The organism is Delftia sp. ZNC0008, from assembly GCF_000799035.1.
In the GTDB taxonomy this organism is placed as follows: Bacteria; Pseudomonadota; Gammaproteobacteria; order Burkholderiales; family Burkholderiaceae_C; genus Comamonas; species Comamonas tsuruhatensis.
Window position 1 is genome coordinate 1 of the sequence record NZ_JTKZ01000495.1, and the last position, 13,375, is coordinate 13,375.

Genomic DNA, 13,375 nt, shown 5'->3' on the forward strand with positions numbered 1-13,375 from the left:
GCCGATGGCACCGGCGCCGAAGATGCAGGCCTTGTCGAATGAAATGCTTGTCTGTTCCATGGTCATGCGCGGGAAGCTCCGGGTTCAAAGATCGAGATAGCTGCTGTCGCGCCGGTTCACACGGCGCACCAGGTGGTCGAACACATCGCGGGCACCGCCGTGGCTGGCGTTGAAGGTCAGCGAGTCCTCATTGCAGCGCTGGGCCATGGCGTCGGAGACCATGCGCGGCGCACCCATGGACAGGGTGGCCATCTGCACGTCGCAGGCGCGCTGCAGCGTCCACAGCACCACAAAGGCCTGGGGCAGATCGCTGCCCCAGCTGAGCAGGCCATGGTTGCGCAGGATCACGGCCTTGCGGTGGCCGATGCTGGCCAGCAGGCGCGGCCCTTCGTCGGCATGGATGGTGATGCCCTCGAAGTCATGGTAGGCCACCATGCCGTGCAGTTGGGCGCTGTAGAAGTTGCTTTGCGACAGGCCCTGCTCCAGGCAGGCCACGCCCATGCCCGAGGTGGTGTGCGTGTGCATCACGCAGTGCGCGCCCGGCAGTCCGTCGTGGATGGCCGCATGCACCACGAAGCCGGCCGGATTCACCGGATGCCGCGAGCCGTCCAGCACCTCGCCGCGCACATTGATGCGTACCAGGTTGCTGGCCGTGACCTCTTCGTAATGCAGGCCGAAGGGATTGATCAGGAACTGCTTTTCACCGCCCGTCACGCTGTTGGGCAGGCGCACCGTGATGTGGTTGTAGATCAGCTCGTCCCAGCCCAGCATGGCAAAGACGCGGTAGCAGGCGGCCAGTTCGATGCGGGCGGCGCGTTCATCAGGGTGCATGGAGCAATTCATGGTGTGGCTCGTGGGGTGGGTTCTGAGGTGGGTCTTGAGGTGAGTTGTGCAGTGGCTTGTGGGGAAATCAGGCATCCAGCCCCTGGTCGAGCGCCTGGGAGGCACGGCCCAGCTTGTCCAGGATGCGGTCCAGCATGGCGCGCTCATCGGCCGTCAGGGCATTTAGCAGGGCCGCCTGGTAGGGGCGTGCGCGGGACAGCACCTCGTCGAAGAGCGCCTGCCCTGCTTCGCTCAGCTGCAGCAGGTGGCGCCGCGCGTGCTGCGGGTCGGCGCGGCGCAGCACCCAGCCCCGGTCGATCAGCGGCTGCAGCGCGCGGCTGATCTGGGCCTTGTCCATCAGGCTCAGGCGCGACAGCGCGCTGGCATGCAGCTCGCCATGGCGCTGGATCTGGCCCATGAGCCGCCACTCGGTCAGCCCCACGGGCGATGCCGGCGCGATGTAGTGGCGCGTCACCTGGGTCTGCAGCGCATTGGACAGCGCGCCCAGGCGGAAGGTGATGAAGTCCTCCAGTGCCAGCGTCTGGCTGCAGACCTGCGTGTCCGGTGCAGGGCCGGTGGCGGCATCGGCGGCAGGGATCGTGGATGTGCGTGGGCAGGGCATTGGGCGGAGGGAACCGGGCGGCGACGGCGATTGCGATGGCCGCATGATCCACCAATGTTGACATATCAACATTGGTGGCAACCCTGAGAGCCCTGGCGGCCTGCAGGCCGCCATCGGGCGCAGGGTGAAACCCGTGCGCCCGCGCCGCGCTCAGCGCTTGAGCAGTTCGTTGGAAGGCAGTGTCTCGTCCATCAGCTTGCGGGCCGTCTCCACGCCCGCCACGGGCAGCAGCGCCGGGTCCAGCAGGCCCACCTGCACCAGCACGCTGGCCTGGTCCCAGTAGATGTGCTCGTGGTAGAGCTTGTCGCCCCGGAACTTGACCACGGCCAGCAGCGGGATCTCCACGCGCCGCCCCGTGGGCCGCACGCCGGGCAGCATCCACGGGATCTCGGTGGTGTGCGTGAAGCAGAACAGCATCTCGTCCACCACCTGCGAGGCCCCCACGGTGCGTGAAATCGGGGTCAGCGATGTATCGGGCGGATTGCTGTTGACGAAGTGGTTCGTATAGAAGGCGTGCAGGTTGCTGAAGCCCACGCCGCCGGTCATGGTGGGGATGTGGTTCACATAGGGCTCGGCCACCATGGTGGCCATGGTGTCGTCCACGTTGCGCGTGGCGAACTCGTACTCGCAGTGCTTGTCCCACAGCGCGGCCAGGTCGAAATGCGGGCCGATGGCGGACTTGAGCGTCGCAATGCTGCGTTCATGCGCCATCAGGGCCGAGGCGCGGTGGAAATGGTCGCCGCCCTTGCGCGCAAAGGCATGGTCCACGCCGGGATAGACATGCACGGCCACGCCGGGACGCCCGCCCAGCGCCTGGACGATGCGCTGGCGCGCCTCGGGCGGGCAGAAGGCGTCGAGCTCGGCCACATGCAGGGTGAGCGGGCAGCGGATGCGCTCGGCCTCGTCCAGCGCCGCCTCGATGCCCACGCCGTAGTAGCCGACCACCGCATCGGCATCGGTGCGGCAGGCGGCCAGGTAGGCCAGCTTGCCGCCCAGGCAAAAGCCCAGCACGCCGGCCTTGCCGTCCGTGACCTCGGGGCGCTGGCGCAGGGCGTTCAGGCAGGCCTGGATGTCCTGCACGCCCAGGGCCTCGTCGAATCCCTTGTAGAGGCCGAAGGCGCGCTCCCAGTCCGCCGGCGTGTAGCCCAGTTCCACATCGGGCTGCTGGCGCCAGAACAGGTCGGGCACCAGCACCACGTAGCCTTCTTCGGCGTAGTAGTCGGCCACCTCGCGCATGGTGGCGTTGACGCCGAAGATCTCCTGCGCCAGCACCAGGCCGGGGCCGCTGCCCGAGGCCGGCACGGCCAGGTAGGCGTTGAAGCTGCCGCTGCCGTCCAGCGCGTTGATGCGCACATGGCGGCTGGCCGGGGGTTCTTTCTGCTGCATGGGGTTGTCTCCGTTGCAAAGGGTGGGGAAAGCTGCGGTGCCGCTTTTTTCATGACCCGTCATACGCATTCGGGGTGCCGCACCGTCACCTGATAGTAGCCCGCGTGAAAGGCCAGGGGCTCGCCGTCGAAGCGTTCGCAGCGCTCGACCTGGCCGATGAAGATGAGGTGGTCGCCGCCATCGTATTGCCGGACGTTGCGGCAGACGAAGCGGGCCAGCACGCCATCGATCAGGGGCACGCCGGCCGGGCCTTCCGCGCAGTCCAGGCCGACGAACTTGTCTTGCTGCGGCGTGGAAAAGCGCCGCGACAGAAGGTGCTGGCCCGCAGCCAGCACGTGGATGGCGAAGTGGCTGGCGCCCTGGAAATCGCAGACGCTGGGCGCCTGGCGCGCTAGGCTCCACAGCACCAGCGGCGGGTCCAGCGAGACCGAGGAGAACGAGTTGGCCGTCATGCCCACGCGCCGCCCGTCCGGCGCGCGCGTGGTGATGACGGTCACGCCCGTGGTGAACTGGCCGAAGGCCTTGCGCAGCTCGCGCGGATCGAAGGAGCAGGCCGTGGCGGGGGCCGGGGTGTCGCATGTGCTCATGGCGGCCTCTGCGGCTAGGCGGGGACGGCTGCCATGGCGGCGATGGCCGCGCAGCTGTCGATGTAGTGGTCTGCCTCGCCCGCGTCCGCGAACCAGGGGAAGAAGGTGCGCGGGTCGTCGAAGCCGTTGGCAAAGGCGCTGGCCAGCGGTGCCAGCGTGCCCGCGCTGGCCAGCAGCTTGAGCACATGGGGCGGCGGTGGCGCCAGCAGCATGTTGGTCCACTGCGTGACCCATTGCGCATAGCCGAACCAGTAGCGGTCGAAGGTCTGCTGCATCCAGGCGGCGTCGAAGGCGCCATATCCGTCACCATTACTGTCGCCATTGCCGCGCGCCAGGATGCTGCGCAGATAGGTGTCGGCGCACTTGGCCGCGTTGTTGGAGCCCTGGCCCGTAATGGGGTCGTTGAGCACCACCACGTCGCCCATGCCCAGCACCTTGCGCCCCGACGGCAGCGTGGCCACGGGCTTGCGCACCGTGGGGGCGAAGCAGCCCGCGAGGATGCCGTTGTCATCGGTCAGCGCAATGTCGCGGCAGCGTTCGGCCTCCCAGGGCACGAAGGTGTCGAGGATCCAGCGGCTGCGCTCCAGGTGCTGCTCCGGTGTCTTCACATCGCCCCAGCAGTCCATGGGGCCGCCGGGCACGCCTTCGAACACCATGATCTCGCAGGGGCCCGTGGTCGTCAGCGCCGGGAACACGAAATACTCGCCCACGCCCGGCAGCAGGTTGAAGGACACGGCGGAGAACGGCTCGCGCGGCTTCATGCCCGTCACATAGGTCAGCGCCAGCGCACGCTGGGGCTGGTCGAAGCGCGAGCGGTGGGCATCGCGCTCGAACAGCCTCGATATCTCGCCCTTGCCGCTGGCGACCAGGGTCAGGTCATGGCTGCGCGTGCATTCCTCCAGCTCGGCGATGCCCGCGTCCTTGAGCACCAGCTCGCCGCCCTGGCGGCGGAAGTCGTCCATCCATGCGGGGATCTTCAGGCGCTGGTCCACGGACTGCGCGCCCGCGTTCAGACGCGCGGCCCAGTCGATGGCCTTGCCGGCCGCTTTCCCGCCGTGCTGCCCAGGGTGCGGCACGCACAGGCCGATGCCCTCGACCACCGGGCATTCGCGCGACCAGTGATCCAGGCCCAGGCCGCGCTCTATCTGCAGCGCGCTGTCGAACATGCACTGGCTGGACATGACCCGGCCCTGGGCGATGTCCTGCGCCGTGCGGTTGCTCAGTATCGTGACCTGATGGCCTGCAGCCAGCAGGCCCAGGCCGAGTTGCAGGCCCGACTGGCCGGCTCCGACGATGGCGATTTTCTTCATGGCTGTCTCCTTGCGGCTCCGTGTCCGTACTGCGTACTAGTCCATCAATTGGGGAATGGCGGCCACGGCGCGCTCGGGCCCCATGGCGCCGTAGCCGCCGTCCACCGCGTAGTCGGCGCCGGTCACGAAGCTGGCATGGTCCGAGCACAGGAACAGCACCACCTGGGCCACCTCATGCGGATCGCCCACGCGGCCCAGCAGGTGAAAGGGTGCGGCCACGCGGTCGGTCTTGGCGCGGTCGCCGCCACTGAGCCGGTCCATCACCGCCGACCAGGTCCAGCCCGGGCATACGCTGTTGACGCGGATGCCATCGGCCGCCAGGTCCATGGCCATGCTGCGCGTGAGCTGCTTCATGGCCGCCTTGCTGGCCGGGTAGAGCCAGCGCCCCGTCTGCGCCGCTTCCGAAGAGATGCTGGTGAAATTCACCACGGCCCCGCCACCGGCGGCCACCATGCGCGGGTGCACGGCCTGCAGCATGGCCACGGCGCTGGCCACGTTCACGTTGAACGAGGCCAGCCAGTCAGCGCGCGGCGACTGCAGGCCCTCATCCACATAGGAGCAGGCCAGGTTGACCAGGATGTGCACGCCGCCGTGCCGGCTGCATGCCTGCTGAACGCAGGCAGCGACCTGGGCGTCGTCGGTGATGTCGGTGCGCACGAAAAGCGCGCCCTCGCCCAGCGCATCGGCCAGCACCTGGCCGTTGTCGGCATCGATGTCGGCAATGACCACCTTCACGCCGGCCGCGTGCAGCGCACGCACCACGCCGGCGCCTATCAGGGTGGAGCCGCCGGTGACGATGGCGCTTTTGCCTTCGAGTCCCTTGAACATGACGCTTGTTCTCCCGTGTGGATGCCAGGCCGGGCTGGCCTGTGCAGCACACGTTACGGGGGGCCGGGCCGCGCAGGCATCCGGCAAGCGCAGGCGCTGTCCCTGGCGCGCAGAAATTGGCTCCCGGGGAATGGTCCGAATTGTGGGAGCGGGTGGTTTTTGCTACGTTCTGCCCAGCCTATGGAACACGCCATGCACACACCGCTGCCGCTGCAGCGCTACCGGCTTTTCGAGAGCCACGACATGGACGAGGCCCGCGAAAGCGTGGCGCGCGTCTTCTGTCCGCATGGCCTGGGCATGCTGCGCCCGCGCGCCGAGCTGGACGCCTGCCACCACAGCGCGCCGCTTTCCCGCAACGTCAGCCTGAACTATGTGCAATACGGCCCCGGCGTGCACATCGAGCCCGGCTATCTGCGGGACTTCTTCCTGCTGCAGATTCCCCTGCGCGGCAGTGCCGAGATCCGCTGCGGCGCGCAGCAGGTGGATGCCACGCCGCGCCTGGCCTCCCTGCCCTCGCCGACCGAGCCGTTGTCCATGCGCTGGGCCGACGACAGCCCGCACCTGATCGTGCGCATGGCCCGCCCGGCCCTGGTAGCGCGGCTGGAGGCGCTGCTGCAGGCGCCCGCAGGCCGGCCCCTGGTGTTCGATCTGGGCGTGCCGCTGGACCAGCCGGCGCTGGCACCGCTGGTGCATTTCATCGACTGCCTGCGGCACACGCTGGATGCGGGCAACGCCCTGCAGGCCACGCAGGCGCTGGCCCGGCATGCGGAGGAATACCTGCTGACCAGCCTGCTGATGTCGGCCACGCACAGCCACAGCCGCGCACTGGCCGGGGACAGCCGGCGCAGTCTGCTGCCGCGCGGCGTGCGCAAGGCCCAGGAGTACATGCAGGCCCATGCCGACCAGCCCCTGTCGCTGGCCGATGTCTGCCGCGAGGCCGGCTGCAGCGCGCGCACGCTGCAGGCCGCCTTCCGCCAGCACGCAGGCATGGGGCCCATGGATTTCCTGCGCCAGCTGCGGCTGGACCGGGTGCGCGCCGAACTCCAGGCAGCCAAGGGCCCGGGCGCCGCAGCCGGCTCCGGCGTGCGCGACGTGGCGCAGAAATACGGCTTCCTGCACCTGGGCCACTTCGCGGCCCAGTACCGCAGCCGCTTCGGCGAGCTCCCGTCCGAGACGGCGAGCCGCCGCGTGCAGGCCTGAGGGCCTGCCTTTGCCGTTTCAGCCCCGGCCCACGAAGGGCATCTTGGTGGCCATCACCGTGTGGAACAGCACATTGGCCTCCAGCGGCAGGCTGGCCATGTAGAGCACGGACTGGCCCACCACATCCGCGTCGATCAGCGGCTCCACCGCGATCTCGCCATTGGCCTGGGGCACGCCCTTGGCCATGCGCGATGCCAGCTCGGTCATGGCATTGCCGATGTCGATCTGGCCCACGGCGATGTCGTAGGCACGGCCGTCCAGCGCAGCCGTCTTGGTCAGGCCCATGACGGCATGCTTGGTGGCCGTGTAGGCGCTGGAATTGGGGCGCGGCGCATGCGCGGAGATGGAGCCGTTGTTGATGATGCGGCCGCCGCGCGGCGACTGGTCGCGCATGGTGCGAAACGCCTGCTGCAGGCAATAGAACATGCCGTTGAGGTTGACATCGACCACCTCGCGCCACTGCTCGGGCGTCCAGTCCAGGAAGGAGCCGGGCGGATTGCCCCGGCCGGCGTTGTTGAACAGCAGGTCCACGCGCCCGAAGCGCTGCACCGTGCGCGCGAACAGCTGCTCCACGGCAGCCGGGTCGCTGACATCGGTGGCAATGCCCAGCATGCGCTCGCCTGCGCCGTACTTTGCCTGGGCCTCGGCGCAGGTCTCATCCAGCGGCGCCTGGCGGCGGCCCGCCACCACCACCTGGTAGCCCGCGCCCGCCAGGGCCAGCGCCACGGCCTTGCCCACGCCGGTTCCTCCGCCCGTGACCACGGCCGTCTTTGCGTTCTTCATCTCCATTGCTTGTCCATCCTGTAGTGCATGTATTGCAGCCGCCGCCCGCGCACCGGTGGCGGGCGGCGCCGCTGCATTGTCCCCCACGGCGATGGCGCAGTCCGTGCGTGGACTGTCGCCCACGGCGATTGCTGCACCGCCGCGCAACCGGCAGCGATCCATAGCTCTTGCGGCAATAAGCTCAAGCGCAGGCGGCAGGGAAAGTCTTGCAAAACAAGGCCTTGCAGCGCTTTACCGTCGCTATAAGGAAATGTGAATTCCGTCGTGGTGCGCGCCGGGGCCGGGTGTTGCAATGCCTTCAGAGGCCATGCCGGCAGGCGCCATGTGGGCGCCGGCGCCGGGCCTGGCCGAGCTGGAGGAACCACGCCTTGCCCACGCGCAGAAACACATTGCTCTGGTCGCTCGCCGCCACGCTGGCGCTGCCCGGCCTTGCGGCGGCCGCCGCGCTGAAGATAGGCGTCACGCCCGGCTCGCTGGCCGACTCCGTGGAGGTCGCCGCCAAGGAGGCGCGCGCCCAGGGGCTGGACGTGCAGGTCATCGAGTTCACCGACTGGACCACGCCCAACACGGCGCTGGCGGCCGGCGACATCGACCTCAACTACTTCCAGCACCAGGCCTTCCTGGACAACGCCATCCGCGAGCGCGGCTATACCTTCACCAGCGTGGCCACGGGCCTGCTGCCCAACATCGGCCTGTACTCGCTCAAGACCCAGCGCTTTGCCGACCTGAAGGAGGGAGCGCGCGTCGGCGTGGCCAACGACCCCGTCAACCAGGGGCGCGGCCTGCTGCTGCTGGAGAAGGCCGGCCTGATCCAGCTGCGCGAAGGCAAGGGCCCGCGCGCGGGGCTGGACGACATCGTGTCCAACCCGCGCAGGCTGCGCTTTGTCGAGATCGAGGGGCCGCAGCTGGTGCGCGCGCTGGACGATGTGGACCTGGCCCAGGGCTACCCGGCCCACTTCGTCAACGCCGGGCGGCCGCAGGTGGCCGGCAATGCGCTGCTGTATTCGGGCATTGACGACCTGTACTACGCCATCCGCTTCGTCTCGCGCCAGGACAACGCCCGGGACCCGCGCATTGCGCAGTTCGTGCGCATCTACCAGACCTCGGGCGCCGTGCAGGCGCAGATCCACAAGTCATTCGCTGCCAACGGCAGGTTGTACAGCCTGCCGTGGCGCAAGCCGTGACGCAGCCCCTTCCTGCCTTTTTCGAACCCTTTTTTCCGGAGATCCCGATGAAGCTTTCCCGTGCCCTGATCGCCCCGCTGGCCGCCCTGGCCCTGTTCTCCGCCCATGCTGCCGACAAGCTGCGCATCGGCGTGGTGCCCGGCGCCTACGCCGACTCGGTGGCCGTGGCCGCCAGGGAGGCCAAGGCCCAGGGCATCGATGTGCAGGTGGTGGAGTTCACCGACTGGACCACGCCCAACGTGGCCGTGGACTCGGGCGACCTGGACATCAACTACTTCCAGCACCAGCCCTTCCTGGACAACGCCATCCAGAAGAACGGCTACAAGCTGGCCAGCGCGGGCACGGGCATCCTGGCCAACGTGGGCCTGTACTCGCTCAAGCACAAGGCCATCGCCCAGGTGCCGCAGGGCGGCAAGGTGGGCATTGCCAACGACCCCGTGAACCAGGGGCGCGGCCTGCTCTTGCTGCAGAAGGTGGGGCTGATCAAGCTCAAGCCCGGCGTGGGCTACCTGGGCAGCCTGGACGACATCGTCGAGAACCCCAAGAAGCTCAGCTTCGTCGAGGTCGAGGGGCCGCAGCTGGTGCGCATCACGGGCGACGTGGATATTGCCCAGGGCTACCCGCACTTCATCGTGGCGGCCAAGGCCTTCGATCCGTCCAGCGGGCTTGCGTATTCGGGCATCGAGGATGCGCGCTTTTCCATCCAGTTCGTGGTCAAGGCCAACCGCACGCAGGACCCCGTGGTGCAGAAGTTCATCCGCATCTACCAGAACTCCGATGCGGTGAAGGCCGAGGCCCAGCGCGCCTTCTCCAACGACAAGCGCCTGTACAACCTGGCCTGGGTCAAGCCCTGAGCGGCACGGGGAGGACTTCAGCCATGTCAACCAGCATTGCAGCCAGGCAGCCCCTGGCGGACAGGCCGGCCCACGAGGCGGACAGGCCGGCCCATGAGGCGGGCAGGCGCTCATCGGCAGCGGCCGGCAGCACGCGGGAATCCATCCGCGGACCCGGCGCCGTGGCCTTCAGCGGCGTGGCCAAGACCTACCAGTCTTCGGCCGGGCCCGTACAGGCGCTGGACGCGATCAGCCTGGAGATCGCGCCGGGCAGCATCTTCGGCATCATCGGGCGCAGCGGCGCGGGCAAGTCCAGCCTGCTGCGCACCATCAACCGGCTGGAGCAGCCCAGCAGCGGCCAGGTGCGGGTCGACGGCGTGGACATCGGCACGCTGGACGAATCGCAGCTGGTGCAGCTGCGCCGGCGCATCGGCATGATCTTCCAGCACTTCAACCTGCTGTCGGCCAAGACGGTGCATGACAACGTGGCCCTGCCCCTGCAGGTGGCGGGCCTTCCGCGCGCACGCATCAATGCGCGGGTCAATGAGCTGCTGGCCCTGGTGGGCCTGCAGGAGAAGGCAGACACCTATCCGAGCCGGCTGTCGGGCGGGCAAAAGCAGCGCGTGGGTATTGCCCGCGCCCTGGCCACCGACCCCGAGATCCTGCTGTGCGACGAGGCCACCTCGGCCCTGGACCCCGAGACCACGCAGTCCATCCTGGAGCTGCTGCGCACCATCAACCGCAAGCTGGGCATCACCATCGTCCTGATCACGCATGAGATGAGCGTGATCCGCGAGATCGCCGACCGCGTGCTGGTGCTGGAGCAGGGCCGCATCGCCGAGCTGGGCGAAGTCTGGAAGGTCTTCGGCAACCCGCAGCACCCGGCCACGCGCGCCCTGCTGGCACCGCTGCAGCACGGCCTGCCCGACGACCTGCGCCAGCGCCTGCTGAGCACCGCGCCCGCAGGCCGCCACGAACGCATCCTGCAGCTGGCCTACCGCGGCGAGGACGGGCTGGAGCCCGACTTCCCGCGCATCGCCCAGGCCCTGGGCGGCCGGGTGCGCCTGCTGCATGGCGGCGTGGACCGCATCCAGGGCCATGCCCAGGGGCAGCTGCTGATCGCGCTGGGCGGCGGCACGGCCGCGCATGACTGGCACACATTGACGCAGGGCCCGGCGGCCATTGCGCATGACATCAAGGATCTCGGATATGTCGCTGAATCTGTCCATTCCCATTGAGCGCTACGGCAACGCGCTGGCCGACACGCTGATGATGGTCGGCGTCTCGGGCGGCATCGCGCTGGCGGCGGGCATTCCGCTGGCGGTGCTGCTCATCGTCACCGCGCCCGGCGGCTTCCTGGCCTCGCCGCGCACGCACCGCGCGCTGGGCAGCGTGATCAACGGCTTCCGTGCCACGCCCTTCATCGTGCTGCTGGTGGCGCTGATCCCGTTCACGCGGCTGGTGACGGGCACCACCATCGGCGTGTGGGCGGCCATCGTGCCGCTGGCCATCAGCGCCACGCCGTTCTTCGCGCGCATCGTCGAGGTCAGCCTGCGCGAGGTCGATCCCGGCCTCATCGAAGCCGCCCAGGCCATGGGCTGCCGCAAGTGGGACATCGTGCGCCACGTCTACCTGCCCGAGGCCCTGCCCGGCATCGTGGGCGGCTTCACCATCACCCTGGTGGCGCTGATCAGCTCCTCGGCCATGGCCGGCGCCGTGGGCGCGGGCGGCCTGGGCGACCTGGCCATCCGCTACGGCTACCAGCGCTTCGACACCCAGGTGATGCTGCTGGTGATTGCCGTGCTGATCGCGCTGGTCACCGTGGTCCAGGTGCTGGGCGACCGCTACGTGCGCCGGCTGCGCAGCCGCTGACGCTGAAAACAGGCACCAAGCCTTTCCCTCCGGGGCCGCCGCCTGGCGGCCCTCTCCCCACCGACTCAGCAACGAGGCACGGAATGACCACACCGGATGCCCTGGGCGCAGCCTTGCCCGGCAACACACACCACACCCCGGGCGGGGCGCTGCGGCGCCTGCCCCTGCCGCCCTCCACTCCGCACCGCATCGCCAGCGAGGCCGAGGCCCTGCAGGCCGCCCAGGCCCTGGCCGATGAATGGCGCGTGGACGCAGCCGCCCGCGACCATGAGCGGCGCCTGCCCTGGCAGGAAATCGAGCGCTACACGGCCAGCGGGCTGGGCGCCATCACCGTGCCCCGCGCCTACGGCGGCCTGGGCGCTTCCTACGAGACGCTGGCCCAGGTCTTCGTCACGCTGTGCGCGGCCGACCCTTCGCTGGGCCAGATTCCGCAGAACCATTTCGCCGTGCTGCAGAACCTGCGGGACATGGGCAGCGAGCCCCAGAAGCGCCGCTGGTTCGCCGACGTGCTGGCCGGCCACCGCCTGGGCAATGCCGGGCCGGAGCGCAAGGGGCGCGCGGCCCATGTGCTGGAGGCCACGGCGCGCCTGTCGCGCGATGCGGCAGGCGGCCTGCGCGTCAGCGGCACGCGCTTTTACTCCACGGGCTCGGCCTTCGCGCACTGGGTGCCCTTCCGTGCCCAGGACGAGGAGGGCCGCATCGTGCAGGTCTGGGTGCGGCGCGATGCGCCGGGCGTGACCGTGTTCGACGACTGGGATTCCTTCGGCCAGCGCACCACGGCCAGCGGCAGCGTGCAGCTGGACCAGGTGCAGGTACATCCCGAGGACGTGGTGCCTGCCTGGCAGTTCGAGGCCACGCCCTCGCTGTCCGGCCCGGTGTCGCAGCTGATCCAGGCCTCCATCGACGCGGGCATTGCCCAGGGCGCGCTGCGCGACGCGGTGGACTTCGTGCGCGACAAGAGCCGGCCCTGGATGGACTCGGGCGTGGCGCGCGCCAGCGACGATCCCCACCTCATCCACGAGGTCGGCCAGCTGCAGATCGAGGTGGATGCGGCCCATGCCGTGCTGCTGGAGGCCGCGCGCACGCTGGATGCGCTTGCTGCAGCGGCGGGTGGCGCGGCGGACGAGCAGGCCAGCGCCCAGGCCTCGGTGGCCGTGGCCGAGGCCAAGATCCTCACCACCGAGGCCGCGCTGCAGGCCGGCGAGCACCTGTTCGCGCTGGCCGGCTCCTCGGCCAGCCGCGCTGCCCACCGCCTGGACCGCCACTGGCGCAACGCCCGCGTGCACACGCTGCACGACCCCGTGCGCTGGAAATACCACCTGCTGGGCAACTACCTGCTCAACGGCGCCCTGCCGCGCCGCCACCAGTGGAACTGACGGCCATGACACAGACATCGACCCAAGAGCTGCAGGCCCTGGCCTCCACACCGGGCAGCCAGCCCGCTCCCGCAGCGCCTCCGGCCCGGCCCGCCCACATCATCGGCAGCGAGGCCGAGGCGCTGGAAGCGGCCCGCAGTTTTGCCGCCCTCATCGCCCCCGGCGCACTGGCACGCGACCGCGACCGCCTGCTGCCCTGGCAGGAGGTGGAGCAGTTCAGCCAGAGCGGCCTGTGGGGCATCACCATTCCCCAGGAGTACGGCGGCGCGGGCGTGTCCACGGCCACGCTGACGCGGGCCATTGCCCTGATTGCGGCGGCCGATGGCAACTTCGGCCACATTCCGCAGAACCACTACTACTCGCTGGAAGTGCTGCGCGTGGGCGGATCGCCCGCGCAAAAGGCCTTCTTCTATGACTGTGTGCTGCGCGGCGAGCGCCTGGGCAATGCACTGGCCGAGATCGGCCACCGCGACTTCCAGCGCCGCACCCGGCTGCTGCGCGAGAGCGGCAGCTGGTTCGTGCAGGGGCGCAAGTTCTATTGCACGGGCGCCCTGTTCGCGCACTGGACGCGG

General features: G+C 69.3%; 14 protein-coding genes. 7 read left to right on the forward strand and 7 right to left on the reverse strand.

Annotation, left to right across the window (positions count from 1 at the left end):
- Window positions 1-84 precede the first annotated feature (84 nt).
- From L995_RS16665 to L995_RS16690, 6 genes are all read right to left on the reverse strand, one after another.
- Window positions 85-918 (reverse strand): class II aldolase/adducin family protein, encoded by an 834-nt coding sequence (locus tag L995_RS16665; RefSeq protein ID WP_269431528.1) that lies wholly within the window; start codon window positions 916-918, stop codon window positions 85-87.
- Window positions 911-1,444, reverse strand: a complete 534-nt coding sequence (locus tag L995_RS16670; RefSeq protein ID WP_047472690.1) for a MarR family winged helix-turn-helix transcriptional regulator — start codon at window positions 1,442-1,444, stop codon at window positions 911-913. The genes L995_RS16665 and L995_RS16670 overlap by 8 nt, the downstream gene beginning before the upstream one ends.
- A gap of 150 nt (window positions 1,445-1,594) precedes the next feature.
- Window positions 1,595-2,830, reverse strand: coding sequence for a dienelactone hydrolase family protein (locus L995_RS16675; protein WP_047472691.1), 1,236 nt, complete (start codon window positions 2,828-2,830; stop codon window positions 1,595-1,597).
- Between the two features lie 59 nt (window positions 2,831-2,889).
- Window positions 2,890-3,417: a flavin reductase family protein gene (locus tag L995_RS16680; RefSeq protein WP_047472692.1), complete on the reverse strand. Its 528-nt coding sequence runs from the start codon at window positions 3,415-3,417 to the stop codon at window positions 2,890-2,892.
- Window positions 3,418-3,431: 14 nt separating this feature from the next.
- Window positions 3,432-4,727: a styrene monooxygenase/indole monooxygenase family protein gene (locus L995_RS16685; RefSeq protein ID WP_047472693.1), complete on the reverse strand. Its 1,296-nt coding sequence runs from the start codon at window positions 4,725-4,727 to the stop codon at window positions 3,432-3,434.
- Window positions 4,728-4,763: 36 nt separating this feature from the next.
- The gene (locus L995_RS16690; RefSeq protein WP_047472694.1) at window positions 4,764-5,555 is read right to left on the reverse strand and encodes an SDR family oxidoreductase; all 792 of its coding nucleotides are present in this window, start codon (window positions 5,553-5,555) and stop codon (window positions 4,764-4,766) included.
- Between the two features lie 192 nt (window positions 5,556-5,747).
- Between L995_RS16690 and L995_RS16695 the strand changes: the two genes are divergently transcribed.
- Window positions 5,748-6,755, forward strand: coding sequence for an AraC family transcriptional regulator (locus tag L995_RS16695; protein WP_016449087.1), 1,008 nt, complete (start codon window positions 5,748-5,750; stop codon window positions 6,753-6,755).
- Between the two features lie 18 nt (window positions 6,756-6,773).
- On the opposite strand, the gene L995_RS16700 is transcribed toward L995_RS16695, so the two are convergent.
- Complete coding sequence (locus tag L995_RS16700; protein ID WP_013803947.1) at window positions 6,774-7,544, reverse strand: SDR family oxidoreductase; 771 nt, start codon at window positions 7,542-7,544, stop codon at window positions 6,774-6,776.
- A gap of 362 nt (window positions 7,545-7,906) precedes the next feature.
- On the opposite strand from L995_RS16700, the gene L995_RS16705 reads away from it, so the two are divergent.
- From L995_RS16705 to L995_RS16730, 6 genes are all read left to right on the forward strand, one after another.
- Window positions 7,907-8,722: a MetQ/NlpA family ABC transporter substrate-binding protein gene (locus L995_RS16705; RefSeq protein WP_047472695.1), complete on the forward strand. Its 816-nt coding sequence runs from the start codon at window positions 7,907-7,909 to the stop codon at window positions 8,720-8,722.
- Between the two features lie 47 nt (window positions 8,723-8,769).
- Window positions 8,770-9,576 carry a MetQ/NlpA family ABC transporter substrate-binding protein gene (locus L995_RS16710; RefSeq protein WP_016449092.1) on the forward strand — a complete coding sequence of 269 codons (807 nt, stop codon included), beginning with the start codon at window positions 8,770-8,772 and terminating at the stop codon, window positions 9,574-9,576.
- A 23-nt stretch (window positions 9,577-9,599) separates the two neighbouring features.
- Entirely contained in the window at window positions 9,600-10,793 is a 1,194-nt protein-coding gene (locus tag L995_RS16715; RefSeq protein WP_047472696.1) for a methionine ABC transporter ATP-binding protein, read from the forward strand.
- On the forward strand, window positions 10,765-11,427 hold the full coding sequence (locus L995_RS16720) for a methionine ABC transporter permease (RefSeq protein ID WP_012203707.1): 663 nt from the start codon (window positions 10,765-10,767) through the stop codon (window positions 11,425-11,427). The genes L995_RS16715 and L995_RS16720 overlap by 29 nt, the downstream gene beginning before the upstream one ends.
- A gap of 83 nt (window positions 11,428-11,510) precedes the next feature.
- On the forward strand, window positions 11,511-12,803 hold the full coding sequence (locus tag L995_RS16725) for an SfnB family sulfur acquisition oxidoreductase (protein WP_047472697.1): 1,293 nt from the start codon (window positions 11,511-11,513) through the stop codon (window positions 12,801-12,803).
- Between the two features lie 5 nt (window positions 12,804-12,808).
- Window positions 12,809-13,375 (forward strand): acyl-CoA dehydrogenase family protein (locus L995_RS16730; RefSeq protein ID WP_047472698.1); only part of this gene is annotated, 567 nt, incomplete at its 3' end.

Bases quoted from the DNA above. Each gene is read 5' to 3' on its own strand.
- L995_RS16665 (WP_269431528.1), bottom strand. From the start codon at position 918: ATGCCTGATTTCCCCACAAGCCACTGCACAACTCACCTCAAGACCCAC.
- L995_RS16670 (WP_047472690.1), bottom strand. From the start codon at position 1,444: ATGCCCTGCCCACGCACATCCACGATCCCTGCCGCCGATGCCGCCACC.
- L995_RS16675 (WP_047472691.1), bottom strand. From the start codon at position 2,830: ATGCAGCAGAAAGAACCCCCGGCCAGCCGCCATGTGCGCATCAACGCG.
- L995_RS16680 (WP_047472692.1), bottom strand. From the start codon at position 3,417: ATGAGCACATGCGACACCCCGGCCCCCGCCACGGCCTGCTCCTTCGAT.
- L995_RS16685 (WP_047472693.1), bottom strand. From the start codon at position 4,727: ATGAAGAAAATCGCCATCGTCGGAGCCGGCCAGTCGGGCCTGCAACTC.
- L995_RS16690 (WP_047472694.1), bottom strand. From the start codon at position 5,555: ATGTTCAAGGGACTCGAAGGCAAAAGCGCCATCGTCACCGGCGGCTCC.
- L995_RS16695 (WP_016449087.1), top strand. From the start codon at position 5,748: ATGCACACACCGCTGCCGCTGCAGCGCTACCGGCTTTTCGAGAGCCAC.
- L995_RS16700 (WP_013803947.1), bottom strand. From the start codon at position 7,544: ATGGAGATGAAGAACGCAAAGACGGCCGTGGTCACGGGCGGAGGAACC.
- L995_RS16710 (WP_016449092.1), top strand. From the start codon at position 8,770: ATGAAGCTTTCCCGTGCCCTGATCGCCCCGCTGGCCGCCCTGGCCCTG.
- L995_RS16715 (WP_047472696.1), top strand. From the start codon at position 9,600: ATGTCAACCAGCATTGCAGCCAGGCAGCCCCTGGCGGACAGGCCGGCC.
- L995_RS16720 (WP_012203707.1), top strand. From the start codon at position 10,765: ATGTCGCTGAATCTGTCCATTCCCATTGAGCGCTACGGCAACGCGCTG.
- L995_RS16725 (WP_047472697.1), top strand. From the start codon at position 11,511: ATGACCACACCGGATGCCCTGGGCGCAGCCTTGCCCGGCAACACACAC.